Source organism: Actimicrobium antarcticum (assembly GCF_039536745.1).
Lineage (GTDB): Bacteria > Pseudomonadota > Gammaproteobacteria > Burkholderiales > Burkholderiaceae_D > Actimicrobium > Actimicrobium antarcticum.
This window is the reverse complement of the sequence record NZ_BAAAZE010000005.1, coordinates 113,443-133,596: the sequence shown is the minus strand read 5'-3', so window position 1 is coordinate 133,596 and position 20,154 is coordinate 113,443. Positions and strand designations below refer to the sequence as shown.

Below are 20,154 nucleotides of genomic sequence, written 5' to 3'. Positions count from 1 at the left end.
GTTATGCTCTCCAGATAATTTGTGCCGTCCATCCAGCACAAGCGATCAGCCACAGGATAGTGGCGACTTGCAAGGTAATACGAATAGCGACAGGTTTGACGTAGTCCATCCAGATGTCGCGCATGCCGACCCAAGCGTGATAGAACAAAGCAAGGAAGGTCACGAACGTAGCGATCCTGAACCACTGCTGCGCGAACAGACCAGCCCAACCTTCATAGCTGAAATTTTGTGCACTGAAAAAGCACACCAGCAGGATGACGGTGTAGATGGCCATGACAGCGGCCGTGATACGTTGCGCCAACCAGTCTTTGAGGCCGTAGTGCGCGCCGACGACAAGGCGTTTTGGTCCGATATTATTGTTAGCCATTAAAACGCTCCAAACAGTTTCAGGGCTACGAGGGCTGCCAACGGCAGACTCACGGCGAAGACGACCACGGCAGATTTACGTGAGGAATCCTTGTCGATGCCGATATGGTTATCCATGATCAGATGACGAATGCCAGCGCAGAAGTGATGCAGGAACGCCCATGAAACCGCGAGGATGATCAGCTTGACGAACCAGTTGGAAGTAATTCCCTTGAAATGCTCGAACGTCCCTTCGGACAACAAGCTTTGATCCAGCAAATACAGGATCAATGGCAACAACGCAAACATCAGGAAACCACTGATGCGGTGAAGGATGGAGATCAATCCGGCCAGTGGCAGGCGGTAGTTTGCCAGTTGCGTGACGTGGATATTTCGGAACTCCGGCCTGTTCTTTTTTGTAACTTCAGACATGCAAACTTCTCCCCGACTTGATAATTCTTTGATTTTCACTGATTTTGTGCGCCACACCAAACTTAATCGGCGAACCTCGACAATATAGCCCTTATCCGACCGCTCTGCTTTGGCTGCGCCTGGCCTGAACCAGGACTAACTCAGCTCATTCTGATAGTGGTGCCGATCAGTCAGATACAGGCCTCGCCGCACCTCCACGGGCTTGTCGCCATAGGTGAAGGACACCCGCTCCACGCTCAGCAGGGGCGTATCGACCGACACATTCAACAGTCCTGTCGCAATATGATCTGCATGGACGGCCCGGATTTTTTCGGTGGCACGAATCATTCGGGTACCGAATTCGGTTTCGAACAGACCGTACATCGGCCCTTTGTATTCAACAAGTCGCTCCGCAGTGAGCCCTCTGAAAATCAGTCCCGGCAACCATAGCTCTTCCAGAATCGTCGGCGCGCCGTCAAACGATTGCACCCGCTTAATGAAGATCACTGCATCAGCAGGCTTGATGTCGAGCAAACGGGCGACGTCGGCTGGAGCGCGCTGACGCTTGACTTCGATAATCTGGTTATCCGCCTGGTGCGCCTCACCGGCATCGGGCATCAGGCGCAGGAAGCGAAACTGGGCGCGCACCTCGTGATGCGTTGCAACAAAAGTACCTTTTCCCTGGCGACGCACCACCAGGTTCTCGGCCGACAACTCATCGATTGCCTTGCGCACCGTTCCCTGACTAACCTTGAATCGTGCAGCCAGCTCAACCTCGCTGGGAATCAATTCTCCGGGCTTCCACTCTCCGGCTTGCAGGCTGCCGGTGATCAGCGCCTTGATTTGCTGGTACAACGGACTGAACGTCGGCGCCGCGCCAAAGCCCGCGGGCGGAGGCGCGATAACAGGAATAATGGTCGGTGAATTGCTCATAGGACCTGATTTCATCATGAAAACAGCAGTCGCGTCCAGCGAAAACTACCCTGTGATGTGTCTTATATAAGATATAAGAATCGCGTTGACAGAACACAATCGCACGCCTACACTCGCGCCAGAATCTGGTTCCCGAAGCAACATTGAACAAACAATCAACAATCAACCGACGACTATCCGGCAGTGTCGATTCCAGCCCCGCATGTCGGCCAGGACGACGAAGTGTGGCTGACCAGCGCTGTTTTCGGCGGTATGATTGCGGACTGTCGGGGACCTCACTACAGTTCCTGCATCGTTTTTCTACTTACTTGGAGATTCATCATGGCTAAAGCCCCAATGCGTGTCGCGGTGACCGGCGCCGCCGGACAGATCGGTTACTCCCTGCTGTTTCGCATCGCCAACGGCGACATGCTAGGCAAGGACCAACCGGTCATTTTGCAACTGCTGGAAATCCCCGACGAGAAAGCCCAGAAAGCGCTCAAGGGCGTCATGATGGAAATCGACGATTGCGCATTCCCACTGCTGGCCGGCATGTCCGCCCACAGCGATCCGATGACTGCATTCAAGGACATCGATGTGGCTCTGCTGGTTGGCGCCCGTCCACGTGGCCCCGGCATGGAACGCAAGGATCTGCTGGAAGCCAACGCACAGATCTTTACGGTCCAGGGCAAGGCACTCGACGCCGTCGCTTCGCGCAATGTCAAGGTACTGGTCGTCGGCAACCCTGCCAACACCAATGCTTACATCGCCATGAAGTCGGCACCAAATCTGCCAGCCAAGAATTTCACCGCCATGCTGCGTCTGGATCACAACCGCGCACTGTCGCAAATCGCTGCGAAGACCGGCAAGCCAGTTGCCTCGATCGAAAAGCTGTGCGTCTGGGGCAATCACTCGCCAACCATGTACGCTGATTACCGTTTCGCGACCATCGACGGCCAATCGGTCAAGGACATGATCAACGACGCTGCATGGAACAAAGACACGTTCCTGCCAACCGTCGGCAAGCGCGGCGGCGCCATCATCGAAGCACGTGGCCTGTCATCGGCAGCATCGGCAGCCAATGCAGCCATCGACCATGTGCATGACTGGGTATTGGGTACAAACGGCAAATGGACCACGATGGGCATCCCGTCCGATGGTTCGTATGACATTCCTGAAGGCACCATTTTCGGATTCCCGGTCACCACCGAAAACGGCGAGTACAAAATCATCTCCGGCCTGGCCATCGATGAATTCTCGCGCGAGCGCATCAACGTCACGCTCAACGAATTGCTCGAAGAGCGCGAAGGCGTGAAACACCTGGTCGGCTAAGTAACATCACGGCATTTACCACCGGCTTCAATTACCGGCGCGCGGCATCATGCTTGCGCGTCGGTGACTTGCAGACGTCTCTTTTTTAGCTTTTTTGTAAGCTTGGATCCCATTTGCTTATGCACCCTTCCGAGGTCTTGTTCCAGGGTAAACGTCCACCGGTGTCGCTTCCGGTCTGCGATCACTATGCCGGCTCCGACAAGCTGATGCGCAAGTCGATTGCCCTGCAACAAGAACTTGGCCCTATCTTTGACATCACGTTCGACTGTGAAGACGGCGCCGCCGCCGGCGACGAAATCGCGCATGCAGAACTGGTCACGCACCTCATTGCCAGCGACGCCAATCAATTCAACCGGATTGGTGCCCGCGTCCATGATGTCCACAGCGAATTTTTCAGCCAGGACGTCGCCACCATTTGCCGCGGTGCGGCGCAGCGCCTGGCCTACCTGGCCGTGCCGAAAGTCGATAGCGTGGCCGAGGCAGTTCATGCCATCCACATCATCAACCAGCATGCACGGTCAGCCGGACGCGAGAATCTGCCGGTACACATCCTGATCGAAACCCACGGCGCCTTGCAGGATGTCTTTGCCATTGCCGCGCTCGAACAGGTCGAATGTCTGTCCTTTGGCATCATGGATTTTGTCTCGGCGCATTACGGCGCGATCCCGGCAAGCGCGATGCGCACCCCCGGACAATTTACCCATCCATTGGTCGTGCGCGCCAAACTGGCCATGTCGGCAGCCTGTCATGCACATGGCAAAGTACCGTCCCACAATGTCACGACGGACATCAGCGACAGTGGTATTGCCGCCAATGATGCCAGCCGGGCCTGCGCGGAATTCGGTTATACCCGGATGTGGAGCATCCATCCGGACCAGATCAAACCCATCATCAAATCGTTTGTGCCACGTATATCGGAGGTGGCGGAAGCCACACAGATCCTGTTCGAAGCACAGGCAGCCCAATGGGGTCCCATCAAGCATAACGGCCGCCTGCATGATCGCGCCAGTTATCGCTATTTTTGGACCATACTGCAGCGCGCGAGGGCGAGCGGCTTGCCGCTTCCCGACAACGCTGCAAACTTGCTGTAACCCTATTTCCGGAGATTTTCAATGAACAAATTCCTGTCCACCTCATTAAGTGCGCTGCTACTCGCGGGCCTGGCGCTGAACGCACCAGCCACATTTGCCAGCAATGACAAGCCGGCCCCCAGCAAAACCGCAAAAAAGAAATCCACATCAAAGAAAGCTGCTGCAGCAGCAGCCACCGTCGCGCCGTACGAACTGGCCGCACCTGACGACGACGACACCGGTGCCGCAATCGACGCCGACAAAGCCCTGTCCACCGAATACAAGTGCGAGCTGGGCAACACGGTAACGATCTTCCGCAACGATGGTGACGACAATTACATCGCCTTGCGCTGGCACAAGCTGCTCACGCGGATGAAGCGCGTCAGCACCACCACCGGCGCCCACCGTTTCGAGAACAAACGCTCCGGCATGGTGTGGATCGGCATTCCGGCCAAGGGCATACTGCTTGATTCAAAAAAAGGTCAGCAACTGGCCAATGAATGCAAGGACCCGACCCAAATGGTGGCTGGCACAGCAGGCGCCGTACAGGCAAAAAACTGACCGTAGCAACGCAATGAACGCAACCATCAGCATCCAAAAAGCCGGTACGGGGATGACGACTCCGCCTGGAAAGCACTGAATTTCAGTCGTTAAAACGTCAAAAGTCGTCAAAAAAATATCACCATTATTCGTAATCACAGGAGAGGTCATGGCCCGCAATACGCTCAATACGCTCAAGGAATTCAAGCTGTCCGATTCCAAAAAAGGCAAGTTCTACTCGCTGCCGGCGCTGCAAAAAAAACTCGGCATCAACATCTCGCGCCTGCCGGTGTCGATCCGCATCGTGCTGGAATCCGTGCTGCGCAATTGCGATGGCAAAAAAGTGACCGAAGACCATATCCGCGAACTGGCCAACTGGGGCGCGACGGCACCCCGCGTCGATGAAATCCCGTTCGTCGTGGCACGTGTCGTGCTGCAGGATTTCACCGGCGTGCCACTGCTGGCCGATCTGGCTGCGATGCGTAACGTGGCAAAAAAAATGGGCATCAAGGCCAAGAACATCGAGCCGCTGGTACCGGTCGACCTGGTCGTCGACCACTCGGTCCAGATCGATCATTTCCGCGAAAAAGACGCGCTCGACCTGAACATGAAACTGGAATTCTCGCGCAACAAGGAGCGCTACCAGTTCATGAAATGGGGCATGCAGGCATTCGACACGTTTGGCGTCGTGCCACCGGGCTTCGGCATCGTCCATCAGGTCAACCTCGAATACCTGGCACGCGGCGTGCACAAGTCGGTCGACAAGGTCTATTACCCGGATACGCTGGTCGGTACTGATTCGCACACCACCATGATCAACGGCATCGGCGTAGTCGGCTGGGGCGTGGGCGGTATCGAAGCGGAAGCCGGCATGCTCGGCCAGCCAGTGTATTTCCTGACACCGGATGTGGTCGGCGTAAACCTGACCGGCATGCTGCGTGAAGGCGTGACTGCGACCGATCTGGTGCTGACCATTACCGAAATGCTGCGCAAGGAAAAAGTCGTCGGCAAGTTCGTCGAATTCTTCGGCGAAGGCACCGAAACCCTGTCGCTGACCGACCGCGCCACCATCGCCAACATGGCCCCGGAATACGGCGCCACGATGGGCTTCTTTCCGGTCGATGACCAGACCATCGACTACTTCAAGGGCACCGGCCGCAGCAAAGCCGAGATCGAAGCCTTCGAAGCGTACTTCCGCGCACAAGGCCTGTACGGCATTCCGAAAGCCGGTGACATCGATTACACCAATGTGGTCGGTCTCGACCTCGGCAAAGTGGCACCCTCGCTGGCCGGCCCGAAGCGCCCGCAGGACCGGATCGAAATCGGCGACGTCAAGTCGACTTTTTCCGACCTGTTCTCGAAGTCGATCGCCGACAATGGCTTCAACAAGAAAGCCGCTGATCTCGATGCCGTCTACACCAACACCGATGGCGTACATCTCAAGAACGGTGACATCCTGATCGCCGCCATCACGTCGTGCACCAACACCTCGAACCCGAGCGTGTTGCTGGCTGCCGGCCTGCTGGCCAAGAAAGCGGTCGAAGCCGGCCTGACCGTCTCGCCACACATCAAGACCTCGCTGGCGCCTGGCTCGCGCGTCGTCACCAAGTACCTCGAAGCGGCTGGCCTGTTGCCATACCTTGAGCAACTCGGTTTCGGCGTGACCGCCTACGGTTGCACCACCTGTATCGGTAACGCCGGTGACCTCACGCCAGCGATGAACGAAGCCATCGTCAAGAACGACGTGGTCGCCTCCGCCATCCTGTCGGGCAACCGCAACTTCGAAGCCCGCATCCACGCCAACATCCGCTCGAACTTCCTGGCATCGCCGCCGTTGGTAGTGGCCTACGCCATCGCCGGCACCATGACGCGCGACCTGATGACCGAGCCTGTCGGCACCGTCAACGGCAAGGACATCTTCCTCGGCGACATCTGGCCAACCTCGAAAGAGATCGCCAAGCTGATGAAGTTCGCGATGAACGCGAAGACCTTCAAAGAGAACTACGCCGACGTCAAGGGTGCCCCGGGCAAGCTGTGGGAAGACATTACCGGCGCGGCCGAAGGCGAAGTCTACGACTGGCCGAAATCGACCTACATCGCCGAGCCACCGTTCTTTGCGGACTTCACGATGGAGCCGAAAGCCGCCGCCACCGGCATCACCGCGGCGCGCGCCCTGGGCGTGTTTGGTGACTCGATCACCACCGACCATATCTCGCCTGCTGGCGCGATCAAGGAATCGAGCCCGGCCGGCAAATGGCTCAAGGCCAACGGCGTCTTGCTGGCCGATTTCAACTCGTACGGCTCGCGTCGCGGCAATCATGAAATCATGATGCGCGGCACCTTCGCCAACGTCCGGATCAAGAACCTGATGATCCCGAAAAAGGCCGATGGCTCGCTGGTCGAAGGCGGCATCACGCTGTATCAGCCTAGTGGCAAGGAAATGTCGATCTACGATGCAGCGATGGCCTACGTGGCTGCGGGCACGCCAACCATGGTCTTCGCTGGCGAAGAGTACGGCACGGGTTCGTCACGTGACTGGGCCGCCAAAGGCACGCAGCTGCTGGGCGTCAAAGCCGTGTTCGCCCGTTCATTCGAGCGTATCCATCGCTCGAACCTGGTCGGCATGGGCGTGTTGCCACTGCAATTCCTGGGCACCGACAGCACCGTCACGCTGGGCATCACGGGCAATGAAACCTTCGACCTGAAAGGGATCGAAAGCGACATCAAGCCGCAACAGGAAGCCACGCTGGTAATCCATCGCGCCGATGGCACCTCGCAAGACGTCAAGGTGCTGCTGCGCATCGACACACCGATCGAAGTCGATTACTACAAGCATGGCGGCATCCTGCCATTCGTTCTACGCCAATTGCTGGCTGCGTAAAACCTCGCTGGCAGCATCCGCATCACCAGAAACGCCGGGTTAGCCCGGCGTTTTTTTTCGTCCGGAAAGACGGCTGGAGGCTCCTGCTGCTAACGTCATCACAGCGCAATGGCTGCGCAGTTAGCGTCGCGACAACCCACCGAATCCACTACAATACGAAGCTTCGTCCCTGCCACTCCAAGCCCCTCATGCGTCGTCAAACCAAAACCGGTTCTCACAAACTTTCCGCAGACAGCCAGCGCCTCGCCACCTTTGCGTCAGCCGTGGTCCTGTCCGCCAGCCGCATCGAAGAGCGCGGCTGGGAAAGCCAGCTCGACGCACTGCTCCAGAAGCTGCTCAAGGCCGATCATCAGGACACCATCGATGGCGCGCTCGACCATCTGTTCCAGTCCGATGCGAATGCCTACGATGCACTGATGGAAGCGGCCGAGGCCAACAGCGAATCTGCCGTCATCGAGATCGACGACGAACTGTATGACGCGTTGCTGCTGGCCGTGCCTATCCTTGCATGGACCCGTTTTTCGATTGCCTCCGGCCCAATTGCAGCGGACGTGGTGCAGACCCTGTCAGCCCATCTGAATGCCCACTTGCTGGCACCGAACGTGAAGCTGGCGATGGCGCCGACGCTGTTTGCGATCGACCAGTTGCCGCGTTCGCATGTCGAAGCCTGGACCGTGACCCAGCGCCTGGCGCAGGCCGCATTGAAAGGCACCGTGTTGCGCACACCCACTGCCGCACCCGAAACTGCCCCGTTCCTGGCCGATACCCGCTACCTGCTGGCGGTCGTGGTGGTGCCGGCCGGCGCGCCGCTGATGCGCTGGCAAGCCTCGATGGACCTGGCCGACCGTGACGCCGCACTGGTCCACTGGCAAGCGCAGGCAATGCCCACCATCACGCGTTTGTTGCCCGGTTGCGGTATCGAGTTATTGCTGCCAGAAGCGTATTACGTGGCCTGCCGCGAAGGCGACCGCCAGATCCGCCCGGCATCGATCAATGCCGCCGTACATTTTCTGAATCACACCCTGTCGATCGACGCCAGCAAACTGCAGGCCAGCATCGGCAGTTTCGGTGAAGACACCGTCAATGGCCGCGCTGATGAATACCGGATCGGCTTTAGCACCAGTGACAATACGGACGTGGTGTATGGCGTAGTGTGGCCGCTGTATGGCGAAGAAGATGAAGAAAATCTGGCCGACACCGACGCCCTGCCATTGCAACGCCTCGCGGCCGGCGAAGTGCCGATGCCAACCCCGCTGGAAGAAATCACCACCCTGCTGCGCGATGCCGGCGTGACCAACATCATCACGCATCCCGATCGTTTCCCGCTGGAGTTCTGCGAGGATTGCGGCGCACCGATGTTTCCTGATCCGGAAGCCGAACTGGTGCATGCCGAAATGCCGGAAGATGCACCGCAAGGCGCGACACATTTCCATTGACAACAACTGCCTGATCGCCGTTTCCGGACCACCACGAAGCCTGTCGGTAACGTCCGTGGCACCCCGTCAACGACCGTACCCTGCTTGAATTTTTTGCACGAAAAGTTCAAGCCCGGACAAAAATATGTAAAAATCCCCGCCCTGATTCAACACATATCAAAGGCGTGGCGATGCAAAAATTCTTCCGTGACTTACCCATCGGATTGCGGCTGGCACTTGGATTCGCGGTCATCCTGCTACTGTCCTTGGTGTCGATCATCATCGGCGTTGCGCGCCTCAGTGCCGTTGCTGGTGCCACGCGTGAATTGCTGCAGGAACCGCTGGCCACCGAGCGGCTGATCGGCGACTGGTACCGCAATATCGCTGCCGGTACGCGCCGTACCGCAGCCATCGCCCGCAGCAGTGATCCCTCACTGGCCGCTTTTTTTGCGGAGGACCAGGCGAGCTCCACCCGAAACTCGGGGGAACTGCAAAAAGCCATCAGCGAAAAAATGCACACCCCTTCCGAGAAAGCCCTGTTCGAGGAGATCAGCGCGCTGCGCAAAATCTATCTCGCGTCACGCGACACCATCGTCACCCTGAAAAAAGACGGCAAGCTCGATGAAGCCAACCAGCTGCTGGACCAGACGTTTACACCGGCGTCGAAGGCCTACATCAGCAAGATCGAGGCGCTGCTCGTTGAACAGCGTCGCCGTATCGACCAGACCGCTATCGGGATCAATGCCACCTATGAAGCCAGTCGCAATCTGATGAGCGCACTCGGCGTGCTGACGCTGGTTTTCAGCGTACTTTGTGCCTGGCTTCTGAGCCGCTCGATTACGCGACCACTGGCCGAGGCAGTGGCCACCGCGCGTCAGGTCGCGGCCGGTGATCTGAGTGCCAACAGCACCACTGCCACCAGTCGCGACGAAACCGGCCAGCTGCTCGAGGCCCTGCATCAAATGACGACCAACCTGTCGACACTGGTTGCAGGTGTACGCGTGTCGACCGACAACATCGGCGTCTCGGCACAGGAGATCGCGTCGGGCAACGCCGACCTGTCCAGTCGCACCGAAGCACAAGCCGGCTCGCTCGAAGAAACAGCCAGCTCGATGGAGCAACTCACCAGCACCGTGCGGCAGAATGCCGACAATGCACGTCAGGCAAGTCAGCTGGCCACGTCCGCCAGTGAAGTCGCCGCCAAAGGCGGTGCCGTGGTCGGCCAGGTGGTCGCCAAAATGGGTGCGATCAGCGACAGCTCGCGCAAGATCGCCGACATCATCAGCGTGATCGACGGGATCGCGTTCCAGACCAATATCCTGGCATTGAATGCCGCCGTCGAAGCGGCCCGCGCCGGCGAACAGGGACGCGGGTTTGCGGTCGTGGCCAGCGAAGTCCGCAGCCTGGCCCAGCGCAGCGCCAGTGCCGCCAAAGAGATCAAGAGCCTGATCGACAGTTCGGTCGAACAGGTCGAGCAGGGCAGCCGGCTGGTCAATGATGCCGGCATGACGATGAACGAAGTCGTCGCCAGCGTGCAGCAGGTCGCTGCCATCATGAGCGACATCACCCAGGCCAGTCAGGAGCAAAGCGCCGGCATCGAACAGGTCAATCTCGCCATGGCGCAGATGGACGAAATGACCCAGCAGAATGCCGCACTGGTAGAGCAAGCCGCAGCAGCGGCCGAGAGCATGCGCACGCAGGCAGTGATGCTGGCCGCTGATGTCAGCGTCTTCAAGATTGCGCCGGGGATGCACGCAGCACAAGCGGCATCGGGCACGGCGGCCGTACCGATGGCACGCCCGACGATGCGGGTCGCTGCAGCGCGCACTGCCATCGCCAAAGTCCGTCCGGTGCAGCGCGTGGCTAGCAAGGCTGGAGATGACTGGGAAGAATTCTGACGGGAGCGGCGCCATAGCGGGCGTGACAGCGCACGCCCCGACACGCATCCCATCTCAACTCACGCCATCGCATCCAGTACCGGTATCAGGATCGCCGCACCCAGCTGCGCGCTGCGATCGCCATCCCAGCCGATGCGTGCATCCGGATTGATCGCGTTGTCCTTGAACGGCATTTCCAGCGTCAGCGATACGCATTTGAAGGTATGCGCCACGTACTTGGAGGCCAGCTTCAATACCTCTTCCCGATACTTGCTGCTGGCATAGCCCACCTTGGTCTGGAAATCCGGGCTGGCCTGCACGAAGCAGTCCAGAAAGCGCTGTTGCGCGGTGGCCTGGGCCGGACTGAAGTTCTCCAGCATTTCGCTGCCTGCCACGAAGACATACGGCAGCGCCTCGTCACCATGCACATCCAGAAACAGGTCGCAGCCGGTCTCGTGCATCTTCGTCTTCACCGCGAGCACTTCCGGACTGACCGCCAGCGACGGAGTCATCCATTCGCGATTGAGGTTGGCACCGGCGGCATTGGTCCGCAGGTTGCCACGTACCGAGCCATCCGGATTCATGTTCGGCACGATGTACAGCACCGCTTTTTTCAGCAACTGCAGCGCGACCGGATTGTCGGGATCAAGCATTGCACCGACCAGGCCTTCGACAAACCATTCCGCCATGGTTTCACCGGGATGCTGGCGGGCGATGACCCAGATTTTTTTGGCCGCCGCCGGGTTGCCGATGACGATGGCATTCAGGTCGTGCCCGTCGAGCGTGGTACCGAGGTCGATGATGCGCGCCAGCGGTGAGGCTTCGGCGTCACCCAGCAACTGCAGATGCCGCTCCCATGAGTACGGCTCGAAATAGGCGTAGTAGACGCTGTCGCGTTCCGGCGTGTGCGTGATCGTCATCACCGTGCCGTCGAACGATGTCGGAACCCGGAACCAGCTCTCGCGATCATAACTAGCGACGGCCTGATAGTCATTCCAGCCGGCCGGATAGGTGGTCTTGCCGGCATTCAGAAAGCGCAGGTTGCAGGCTTCGCCACGCGCGCCCTGCAACCGAAAATAAAACCACTGCGCGAATTCGGCATGGCTGTCCTTGCGTATGTGCAGGTCGATCTGTTGCGGGTTGACGGCAGAGATAACATCGATGGCGCCGGCATCGAATTGATGGCTGATTTTGATGGGCATGGAAGTGGACTCTTGAAATGTCGAACATGAAAGTGACCAGCGCGAAGCGCACTTGCCGAGCCGGGTCATCATAAAGTATTTTCGACGCGCGGCTGCCTACCCGGCTGGCAACTGGTTGGTCGCCGGGATGGCGAACTCTCGGGGTGCTCTGCTATACTTGCGGTCCAGTCGGGGCGTAGCGCAGCCTGGTAGCGTACGTGCATGGGGTGCACGGGGTCGAAGGTTCGAATCCTTCCGTCCCGACCAATGGATTCAATAGGGTTACAAGTTTCGGCTTGTAGCCCTTTTTTTATGGAGCATTTTTCCTGCTTGCCGCGGTCACAGTGCGTGCTCGACGCGATCGCCCTGTTTCCGTGTTTCCCGCACGGACAAACAGGTCGAGGCAAACGACGTTACTTAGTCCGCCAATCCCTTTGCCAGCACCTCTGCCACCAGCACATTGAGTTCGACGTCACGCTCTTTCGCCAGCGTCTGCAATTGCAGCACCAGATCGCTGTTGATCTTGACGGCGAACGGCACCAGTCCCATAGCCTGATCACGTTTGCGCTGTTCACGGCGATCGACGGTGGCGACTTCCACATTCTCGAAACCGCTCAGGCCAGGGGCTGCAGTTTTACCCATCAGTTTTTTGGCGTCGGTTTTTGCCATTCCGGTTTTTTTCACGGTGCGTGCTTTCGTTGATTGAAGGCCGACATAGTAGCGGTTGGCTGACTGTGGTGTGCGCCTATCTCGTTCGAAGCAATGCAATTGATATCAACGTGTCATGAAAATATACCCACAAGTCAATCACCCACGTGCTAACAAAAATCACTTTGTACCCAAGTAGCAACAATTCATCAATTGCCAAAGCCAATGTGGGCCACCGCACAGAGACTGCTGTCCTGATGCGGATACTCCACCCACGACATGCCGTGCCAGCGAATTGAGCAACGCTTTTGCGTTTCTGCCGACCAGGGCTTGGCAACGGCGATACCAAACCACATCAAGAGGAAACCCATGAAGAGTATTTATCAAGGACAGCTCCGGCTGCTACCATTGTGCATCGCACTGCTGGCAAGTGCCTTGGCGGCTGGATGCGGTGGCGGCGGCAAGGATCCTATCCTCGGCGCTGGCGGCGTTGCAGCGCTCGCGCCCACGGTCACCCTGTTCACGCCGTCCAATAACGCAACCGGTGTATCGATCAGCAATCCGGCGATCAGCGCCACCTTCAGCGAGGCGATGGCTGCTCTGGCCGGGACTGCGAACTTCACCGTGACCTGCGCTGCACCTTGCGTCAGTCCAACCGGAACGACCACGCTCGACAGCACTGGCAAAGTCGCCACGTACAGCCTCGCAGCCAATACGGCACTATCACCACTGACGACCTATACGGCAACGGTGTCCGGCGCGAAAAGCCTGGCAACCGGCGTTGCCCTGGCGACGCCAACGACTTGGAACTTCACCACGGGACTCGCCGCCGACAGCACCCGCCCGCGGGTCACCCGCACGAATCCTGCCACAACCAATCCCGGCCCGACCACCGGCTTCGCCAATAACGCTTCTCTCAGCGCCACTTTCACCGAAGCAATGAAAGCGAGCACTATCAACGCCTCAAGTTTTACGTTGTCTTGCACGTCACCGTGCGTGGCGCCCGCCGGCAACGTCACCTATTCGGCGGCAAATCGCACGGCGGTGTTCGCACCCAACGCAGCACTCGTCACCGGCACAACATACACGGCAACGATCACCACTGCCGCAACCGACCTTGCCGGCAATGCGCTGGCCGGTAACCAGGCGACGCTTCCCGCCGCTGGCAACCACGTCTGGACATTTACCGCAGCCGCTGCTGCGCCGGCTGGCAATCCGGTCGTCTCTGGCACCAGCCCGAGCGCCAATGCGATTGGTGTCTGCCCGTCCGCCACGATCAGCGCCAACTTCACTGTACCTTCCGGCCTGGAAATGGACCCCTCCAGCATCGATGCAGCCACCTTCACCGTAACCGGTCCGGCGGCAGTCACGGCATCGTCTATCACCCTCGATGATGCCACCGGAAAAACTGCCACATTCACGCCAGCCAATCCGCTGACTGCAGGTGTCACATACACGGCCACCATCAAGGGCGGTATCAATGGTGTGCGGGATCTTGCAGCACCGGCCAACACCATGGCCAGCGATACGGTATGGCGTTTTACAGCAGGACCGGCAACCGGCATTTGCCAGCCTGCGGCAATCAATCCACAAGTCTTTCCATTGGGCGCCGCAGTGACGTTCGGTAGTTTTGGCGGTTCCGCCGGCATAACCAATCAGGGCATCCTGACCCTGATCAATGGCGATATCGGCACCACCGCCGTGTCGACCTCGGTGACCGGATTGCACGATGCCGGTCCGGGTTGCGTCTACACCGAAACCGGCAGCAATTCCGGCTTCGTCAACGGCAACATCTACACCGCTGCACCGCCTCCGACGGCTGCCTGCCCTTCCGAAGGTAATGCCGCCACGTTCACGATTGCCACCAAGGTACGTGCCGATACACTGGCCGCCTACAACGCACTGGTCGCCTTGCCTTCCGGCTCCGATCCTGGTGCCGGCAGCCTGGCCAACCTGGTGCTGGCTCCTGGCGTCTACACATCGGCCTCCGGTTCATTCAAGATCGAAGGCGGCGACCTGACTCTGGATGCCAAGGGTGATCCGAATGCGGTGTTCGTGTTCCAGATGGCGACCTCGCTGACCGTCGGTGGTCCGGGTGCAGCCTTCCCGCAAAGCATTATTCTGGTCGGCGGCGCGCAAGCAAAAAACGTGTTCTGGCAAGTCGGTAGCGCTGCCACCATCAATGCCGCCGGTGGCGGTACCATGGTCGGCACCATCATTACGCAAGCCGGCGCTGCCTTCTCGACCGCAGGTAACGTCGCGATCGTGACGCTCAATGGACGGGCTCTGTCACTGGGCGCTTCGGTAACGCTGGTCAACACCGTGATCAACGTTCCGGCACCTTGACCGGCAATTGCGGCATCTGTCTTTCTGTCCGGTTGCATCGGGCGGAATGACGCAACAGATAATTTTCTGGTGCGGGCAACGATCCTGCACCAGTGTTTTTCCCCTCTGCGAGAGAAAAAAATGACCACATTCAACGCTTCAGGCACTGCCGGATTCCTGGCATTTGCCCTGCTCGCCAGCCCGTTCGCCATGGCCGATGACACTGGCTGGTACGGCGGCCTCAATGCCGGCCAGTCCCGTGCAAAAATCGACGATCAACGTATCACCAGCGGTCTGCTGGGTAGCGGTTTTGCGACGTCATCGATTGTCGACGATAACCGTGGCACCGGCTTCAAGGTGTTCGGCGGATACCAGTTCAATAAAAACTTTGCACTCGAAGGCGGCTACTTCGATCTTGGCCGGTTCGGCTACACGGCCACGACCGTGCCGGCTGGAACGCTGAACGGCACGATCCGGCTCAAGGGCCTCAATCTCGATACCGTCGGCATCCTGCCCATCACCGAAAAACTGTCGGCCTTTGGCCGGGTCGGCGTGAACTATGCAGAAGCACGTGACAACTTCAACGGCACCGGTGCCGTCAACATCATCAATGCCTCGCCCAGCAAACGTGAAGCCAACATCAAGTTTGGCGTCGGCCTGCAATACGCCTTCACGGATGCGCTGAACATGCGTGTCGAGGCCGAGCGGTATCGGGTCAACGATGCCATTGGCAACCGTGGCGACATCGACATGGTGTCGGTCGGCCTGGTCTATCGCTTTGGCGACAAATCGCCAACACCGGTCGCACGCGCGCCGGAACCGGTTACGTACATGCCGCCGCCGGTGGCCGTCGTGACGCCGCCACCGATGCCTGCGCCGCCGCCGGCACCACGCAAAGTCAGCTTCTCGGCTGACTCGCTGTTTGCCTTCGACCGTGCCGACCTCACGCCAACCGGCAAGCAGAGCCTGGCCAGATTCGCGTCCGAGCTCAACGGCACCGACTACGATCAGATTCGGGTCACCGGTCACACCGATCGCATCGGTGCGCACGCCTACAACCTGAAACTGTCGTCACGTCGCGCCGATGCGGTCAAGGCCGAACTGGTGACTGCCGCTGGCATCCCGACCGGCAAAATCGTCACCGCTGGCGTCAATGGCGCGGAGCCTGTCACCAAGCCGGGTGACTGCGTCGGACAAAAAGTCAGCAAGGCACTGATCGCTTGCTTGCAACCGGATCGCCGGGTCGACGTTGAGGTGTCTGGCACACGCTGACGCCCCGGTAGCATCGTGTAACACGGTGCCTTGAATGATGACGGCCATGGATGCTTGCACCCATGGCCGTTTTTTCATGGAGAACAGAACCTCAGGATAATTGAGTGATGTCAAAACGTAACTTCTGCGTAAATTTGCCCGACCGCCGTGATACCTTCAGTACACATTAATTGAGACGAAGCAACAACGCAGTCATTGCTTCCAGATCAACCTTCACTCCTACACTCCCTTATGGTCAGTCTTCAGGATCCGAACCAGAATCATTTGCTGGCTGCCTTGCTGGATGCAGAATTCGACCGGCTGTCGCCGCACCTCGAACTGGTGCAGATGAAACTCGGCGACATCCTCTATGAATCGGGCGGCAAGCTCGAACACGTCTACTTTCCGACCTCGGCGATCATCTCGCTGCATTACCTGCTGGAAAACGGCAGCTCTTCCGAAATTGCCGGCGTCGGCAACGAAGGCGTGCTCGGGATCTCCTTGTTCATGGGAGGCAACACCACGCCCAGCCGCGCTGTGGTGCAAACCAGTGGCTATGGTTATCGGCTCAAGGCACATGTCCTGCTGGAAGAATTCAACCGCTCCGGCCAGGTGATGCATTTGTTGCTGCGTTACACCCAGGCGCTGATCACCCACATGTCGCAAACCGCGGTCTGCAACCGCCATCACACCGTCGAACAGCAATTGTGCCGATGGCTGCTGCTGACGCTGGACCGCCTCACCACCAATGAACTGACGATGACGCAGGAACTGATCGCCAACATGCTTGGCGTGCGTCGCGAAGGTGTCACGGAAGCCGCAGGCAGGTTGCAGGTGCAGCATCTGATCAGCTATCGGCGCGGCCACATCACGGTACTGAACCGTAACGGACTGGAATGTCAGGCCTGCGAATGCTACGGCGTGGTCAAAAAGGAGTTTGCACGCCTGTTGTCAGATGTCCAGCATCGGCAGGGACGCGAGAGCGCCCGGGTCTAAGTCCGGGTCCGCGTTTGAAAAGAGGGCAGCAAATCCCGCTCCGGATAGCGTTCAAGCACCACCAAGCGGTCAACTTTCATCAGATCATTCTTTCCAATCAGCACTGCCTTCGCCTCGACTGGGATTACAATACGTCGCCGCCCCGGCCTGACAGCATCTTGCCGGAAAAGCGCCGGTGCATTGGCTGGCATCCCGCTGCCCCCGAGACCTGTTTCCAGAAAGATCGCAATGCTCGACGTCTCCGAAGTCCGCAATGCCAGCATCCTCATCGTCGATGATGTCGACAGCAATATCGTCTTGCTGGAAACTGTCCTGCGCAATGTCGGCTACAACAACATCACCACCACCACGAATCCCCGCGCCGTCTGCGCGCTGCATCTGGCCCACCGGTATGACCTGATTTTGCTGGACCTGCAAATGCCGGACATGGATGGCTTCGAGGTCATGCAGGGGTTGCAGGAAATCGAGGTCGCCAGTTACCTGCCCGTGCTCGTCATCACTGCGCAACCGGGTCACAAGTTGCGTGCGCTGCAGGCCGGTGCCAAGGATTTTGTCAGCAAGCCGTTCGACCTGGTGGAAGTGCAAACCCGCATCCACAACATGATCGAAGTGCGCTTGCTATACCAGAAACTGGCGGATTACAACCGGGCGCTGGAGCAAACCGTGCTGGAACGTACCGCCGAATTGCGCGAGAGCGAAGCACGCTTCAGGAGCTTTACCGAGCTGTCGTCGGACTGGTACTGGGAGCAGGATGCCGAGGGCCAGTTCACGCGCGTGTCGGGTCCGGTATTCGATATGCTCGGCATTGAAAACGGTGCTCAGGCGGACGACACCATCGCGTCCGCCGACGGACGCTGGAATGCCGAAGAACGTGCCACGCTGGCCCACAATATCGCCAGCCGCCGACCGTTTCTGGACTTCGTCTATACCCGCCTCAAGAACGATGGCACCACCCAGTATCTGCAGGTCAGCGGCGAACCGATGTTTGATACCGCGTGCCGCTTCATCGGCTATCGCGGTATCGGCATGGATGTCACCGAGCGCATGCGCCTTGCCCGGGAATAATCCACAGTCCTAAACGTCGACATGTTAAAAACGTTGATGTAAAAAACCCTGCGACAACCCGTTCTGCCAAATGACCAATGGCCGGGGCTTTCGCTTGTCTGTAAAATCCTCCCATCCCCGACGCCGACACGCTGCATCACTGCCCTGCGGGCGCCGCCACTTCCCTCACCGACAATCTCCCCATGCACACAGAAAGCTTCATCCCCGGAAAAGACGCCTCGCTTGAGTCCACCATCCGCACGATGCAAAAGAAACTGGCCGAGCGCGGCTTCCATCTGGATGAATCGTCCTGGCTCAATCCGGTCGAAGCGATCTGGTCAGTGCACATGAAAGACCACGCATGCCCGATGCTGTTTTCGAATGGCAAAGGTGCGACCGAACTGGCGGCCCGCGCCAGTGCGCTGGGCGAGTTTTTCGAGCGGCTCGGCACGCATTATTTCTGGACCCATTTTTACCTCGGCGCGACCCGTGCCAACCGGCCTTTCGTGCACTATCCGCAAGAGCGCTGGTTCGCCCCGACCACCGACGGTCGCTGGCCTGCCGAACTGCTCAATGTCGAGCTGCAGGCGTTCTACAACCCCGACAGCGAGATCGACAGCCAGGTGCTGGTCGACCTGAACTCGGGCAATGTCGCACGCGGCATTTGTGCCCTGCCCTACACCCGTTTGCGCGACGGTGCGCCGACCTGGATTCCGGTCAATATCATCGGCAACCTGTACGTCAGCAACGGCATGGCCGCTGGTAACACGATGATGGAAGCGCGCAGCCAGGCACTGTCCGAAATCTTTGAACGCCACATCAAATACCGCATCATCAGCGAAGGCCTGTGCCTGCCGGAAGTGCCCGACGAGGTCATCGCCCGCTACCCCGGCATCGCTGCCGGCATCAAGGGCTTGCGCGAGGCCGGCTTCGGCATCCTGGTGCGCGACGCCTCGCTCGGTGGTCGCTATCCGGTCATGTGCGTGACGTTACTGCATCCCGGCGATCAGGGCTTGTTCGCCAGCTTTGGTGCGCATCCGCGTTTCGAGATCGCGCTGGAACGGGCACTGACCGAACTGCTGCAAGGACGCGCACTGGAATCGCTCGAAGGTTTTCCGGAACCCGGCTTCGATATGGATGAAATCACCGCAGTGGCCAACCTCGAAATCCACTTCGTCGATTCGAGCGGCGTGGTCAGCTGGAATTTTCTCGGCGACACGCCCGACTTCCCGTTCGCCGACTGGAACTTCAGCAACACCACCGAAGAAGACTACAACTGGCTATGCGACGCCGTGCATGCCGAGGGCAAGGACATGTACGTTGCCGACTTCAGCGAACAAGGCGCGTACAGCTGCCGCATCCTGGTGCCGGGCATGTCCGAAATCTATCCGGTCGAGGATCTGGAATGGGAGAACAATAGCGTCGGCAACGACATCCGGCCGGCACTGGTACGCCTCGATGCACTCGACGAGGAAGAATGCACCGAGCTGCTGGAATACCTGCAAACCTCGAACCTCAACGACGAACGGCCACTGTGGGAAATCCTCGGCCTGGCCATCCCGGTCGGCACGACCTGGAAAGAACTGCGCATCGGCGAACTGAAAACCCTGCTGGCACTGGCCATCGGTGACGAAGAAGCCACCCGCGAAGGCTGCGACTGGATTCATCAGTACAAGCAAATGAACCCGGCGCGCCGGCTGGTGTATCGCTGCATCGAAAGCCTGATGAACCTCGAACAGGTCGGCGACTACCGCCGCGCGCTGGTGCTGCTGTATGGCGCAGACACGGTCCGTCAGGCCGAGGCATTGCTGGATCGCAGCGAACGCTTCTTCGGATTGGTGACGCTGGGAGCGGACATGGAAGGCAGTGCGATGCACCAGACGCTGTTGGCGGCGTATGACAAGTTGTTTGCCGGTGCGGTTTAAC

General features: G+C 58.9%; 16 protein-coding genes and 1 tRNA gene. 12 read left to right on the top strand and 5 right to left on the bottom strand.

Annotation, left to right across the window (positions count from 1 at the left end; all coding sequences use genetic code 11):
• Position 1: 1 nt before the first annotated feature.
• The 3 genes from sdhD to ABD720_RS03475 form a co-directional block, all read right to left on the bottom strand.
• On the bottom strand, positions 2-367 hold the full coding sequence (gene sdhD / locus ABD720_RS03485) for a succinate dehydrogenase, hydrophobic membrane anchor protein (RefSeq protein ID WP_344761834.1): 366 nt from the start codon (positions 365-367) through the stop codon (positions 2-4).
• The gene (gene sdhC / locus ABD720_RS03480) at positions 367-777 is read right to left on the bottom strand and encodes a succinate dehydrogenase, cytochrome b556 subunit (protein ID WP_344761833.1); all 411 of its coding nucleotides are present in this window, start codon (positions 775-777) and stop codon (positions 367-369) included. Before sdhC ends, sdhD begins: the two co-directional genes overlap by 1 nt.
• Positions 778-912: 135 nt before the next feature.
• On the bottom strand, positions 913-1,689 hold the full coding sequence (locus ABD720_RS03475) for a GntR family transcriptional regulator (protein ID WP_344761831.1): 777 nt from the start codon (positions 1,687-1,689) through the stop codon (positions 913-915).
• Between the two features lie 321 nt (positions 1,690-2,010).
• On the opposite strand from ABD720_RS03475, the gene ABD720_RS03470 reads away from it, so the two are divergent.
• The 6 genes from ABD720_RS03470 (at position 2,011) to ABD720_RS03445 (ending at position 10,804) form a co-directional block, all read left to right on the top strand.
• Positions 2,011-3,000, top strand: coding sequence for a malate dehydrogenase (locus ABD720_RS03470; RefSeq protein WP_344761830.1), 990 nt, complete (start codon positions 2,011-2,013; stop codon positions 2,998-3,000).
• 119 nt (positions 3,001-3,119) lie between these two features.
• On the top strand, positions 3,120-4,091 hold the full coding sequence (locus ABD720_RS03465; protein WP_344761829.1) for an HpcH/HpaI aldolase/citrate lyase family protein: 972 nt from the start codon (positions 3,120-3,122) through the stop codon (positions 4,089-4,091).
• A 21-nt stretch (positions 4,092-4,112) separates the two neighbouring features.
• Positions 4,113-4,631, top strand: coding sequence for a hypothetical protein (locus ABD720_RS03460; protein WP_344761828.1), 519 nt, complete (start codon positions 4,113-4,115; stop codon positions 4,629-4,631).
• 148 nt (positions 4,632-4,779) lie between these two features.
• Positions 4,780-7,491, top strand: coding sequence for an aconitate hydratase AcnA (gene acnA / locus ABD720_RS03455; RefSeq protein ID WP_344761827.1), 2,712 nt, complete (start codon positions 4,780-4,782; stop codon positions 7,489-7,491).
• Between the two features lie 188 nt (positions 7,492-7,679).
• A complete protein-coding gene (locus tag ABD720_RS03450) occupies positions 7,680-8,927 on the top strand; it encodes a DUF2863 family protein (protein WP_344761826.1) in 1,248 nt (415 codons plus the stop codon).
• Positions 8,928-9,097: 170 nt separating this feature from the next.
• A complete protein-coding gene (locus ABD720_RS03445; RefSeq protein ID WP_344761825.1) occupies positions 9,098-10,804 on the top strand; it encodes a methyl-accepting chemotaxis protein in 1,707 nt (568 codons plus the stop codon).
• Positions 10,805-10,863: 59 nt separating this feature from the next.
• Here the strand turns inward: ABD720_RS03445 and ABD720_RS03440 are convergent, their stop codons facing one another.
• Entirely contained in the window at positions 10,864-11,985 is a 1,122-nt protein-coding gene (locus tag ABD720_RS03440) for a M14 family metallopeptidase (RefSeq protein ID WP_344761824.1), read from the bottom strand.
• A gap of 169 nt (positions 11,986-12,154) precedes the next feature.
• Here ABD720_RS03440 and ABD720_RS03435 point away from each other — a divergent pair.
• Positions 12,155-12,231: transfer RNA gene (locus tag ABD720_RS03435), tRNA-Pro, on the top strand.
• A 150-nt stretch (positions 12,232-12,381) separates the two neighbouring features.
• On the opposite strand, the gene ABD720_RS03430 is transcribed toward ABD720_RS03435, so the two are convergent.
• On the bottom strand, positions 12,382-12,648 hold the full coding sequence (locus tag ABD720_RS03430; protein WP_344761823.1) for a hypothetical protein: 267 nt from the start codon (positions 12,646-12,648) through the stop codon (positions 12,382-12,384).
• Positions 12,649-12,981: 333 nt separating this feature from the next.
• Here ABD720_RS03430 and ABD720_RS03425 point away from each other — a divergent pair, with 333 nt between their 5' ends.
• The 5 genes from ABD720_RS03425 (at position 12,982) to ycaO (ending at position 20,153) form a co-directional block, all read left to right on the top strand.
• Positions 12,982-14,958, top strand: a complete 1,977-nt coding sequence (locus tag ABD720_RS03425) for an ice-binding family protein (RefSeq protein WP_344761822.1) — start codon at positions 12,982-12,984, stop codon at positions 14,956-14,958.
• Between the two features lie 120 nt (positions 14,959-15,078).
• Entirely contained in the window at positions 15,079-16,209 is a 1,131-nt protein-coding gene (locus tag ABD720_RS03420) for an outer membrane beta-barrel protein (RefSeq protein ID WP_344761821.1), read from the top strand.
• A 231-nt stretch (positions 16,210-16,440) separates the two neighbouring features.
• Positions 16,441-17,184, top strand: coding sequence for a Crp/Fnr family transcriptional regulator (locus tag ABD720_RS03415; RefSeq protein ID WP_344761820.1), 744 nt, complete (start codon positions 16,441-16,443; stop codon positions 17,182-17,184).
• 228 nt (positions 17,185-17,412) lie between these two features.
• Positions 17,413-18,249, top strand: a complete 837-nt coding sequence (locus ABD720_RS03410; protein ID WP_344761819.1) for a response regulator — start codon at positions 17,413-17,415, stop codon at positions 18,247-18,249.
• Positions 18,250-18,431: 182 nt separating this feature from the next.
• Positions 18,432-20,153, top strand: a complete 1,722-nt coding sequence (gene ycaO / locus ABD720_RS03405; RefSeq protein ID WP_344761818.1) for a 30S ribosomal protein S12 methylthiotransferase accessory factor YcaO — start codon at positions 18,432-18,434, stop codon at positions 20,151-20,153.
• Position 20,154: the final 1 nt, after the last annotated feature.

Coding starts and splice junctions, on each gene's coding strand:
- sdhD (WP_344761834.1), bottom strand. CDS start 367: ATGGCTAACAATAATATCGGACCAAAACGCCTTGTCGTCGGCGCGCAC.
- sdhC (WP_344761833.1), bottom strand. CDS start 777: ATGTCTGAAGTTACAAAAAAGAACAGGCCGGAGTTCCGAAATATCCAC.
- ABD720_RS03475 (WP_344761831.1), bottom strand. CDS start 1,689: ATGAGCAATTCACCGACCATTATTCCTGTTATCGCGCCTCCGCCCGCG.
- ABD720_RS03470 (WP_344761830.1), top strand. CDS start 2,011: ATGGCTAAAGCCCCAATGCGTGTCGCGGTGACCGGCGCCGCCGGACAG.
- ABD720_RS03465 (WP_344761829.1), top strand. CDS start 3,120: ATGCACCCTTCCGAGGTCTTGTTCCAGGGTAAACGTCCACCGGTGTCG.
- ABD720_RS03460 (WP_344761828.1), top strand. CDS start 4,113: ATGAACAAATTCCTGTCCACCTCATTAAGTGCGCTGCTACTCGCGGGC.
- acnA (WP_344761827.1), top strand. CDS start 4,780: ATGGCCCGCAATACGCTCAATACGCTCAAGGAATTCAAGCTGTCCGAT.
- ABD720_RS03450 (WP_344761826.1), top strand. CDS start 7,680: ATGCGTCGTCAAACCAAAACCGGTTCTCACAAACTTTCCGCAGACAGC.
- ABD720_RS03445 (WP_344761825.1), top strand. CDS start 9,098: ATGCAAAAATTCTTCCGTGACTTACCCATCGGATTGCGGCTGGCACTT.
- ABD720_RS03440 (WP_344761824.1), bottom strand. CDS start 11,985: ATGCCCATCAAAATCAGCCATCAATTCGATGCCGGCGCCATCGATGTT.
- ABD720_RS03425 (WP_344761822.1), top strand. CDS start 12,982: ATGAAGAGTATTTATCAAGGACAGCTCCGGCTGCTACCATTGTGCATC.
- ABD720_RS03420 (WP_344761821.1), top strand. CDS start 15,079: ATGACCACATTCAACGCTTCAGGCACTGCCGGATTCCTGGCATTTGCC.
- ABD720_RS03415 (WP_344761820.1), top strand. CDS start 16,441: ATGGTCAGTCTTCAGGATCCGAACCAGAATCATTTGCTGGCTGCCTTG.
- ABD720_RS03410 (WP_344761819.1), top strand. CDS start 17,413: ATGCTCGACGTCTCCGAAGTCCGCAATGCCAGCATCCTCATCGTCGAT.
- ycaO (WP_344761818.1), top strand. CDS start 18,432: ATGCACACAGAAAGCTTCATCCCCGGAAAAGACGCCTCGCTTGAGTCC.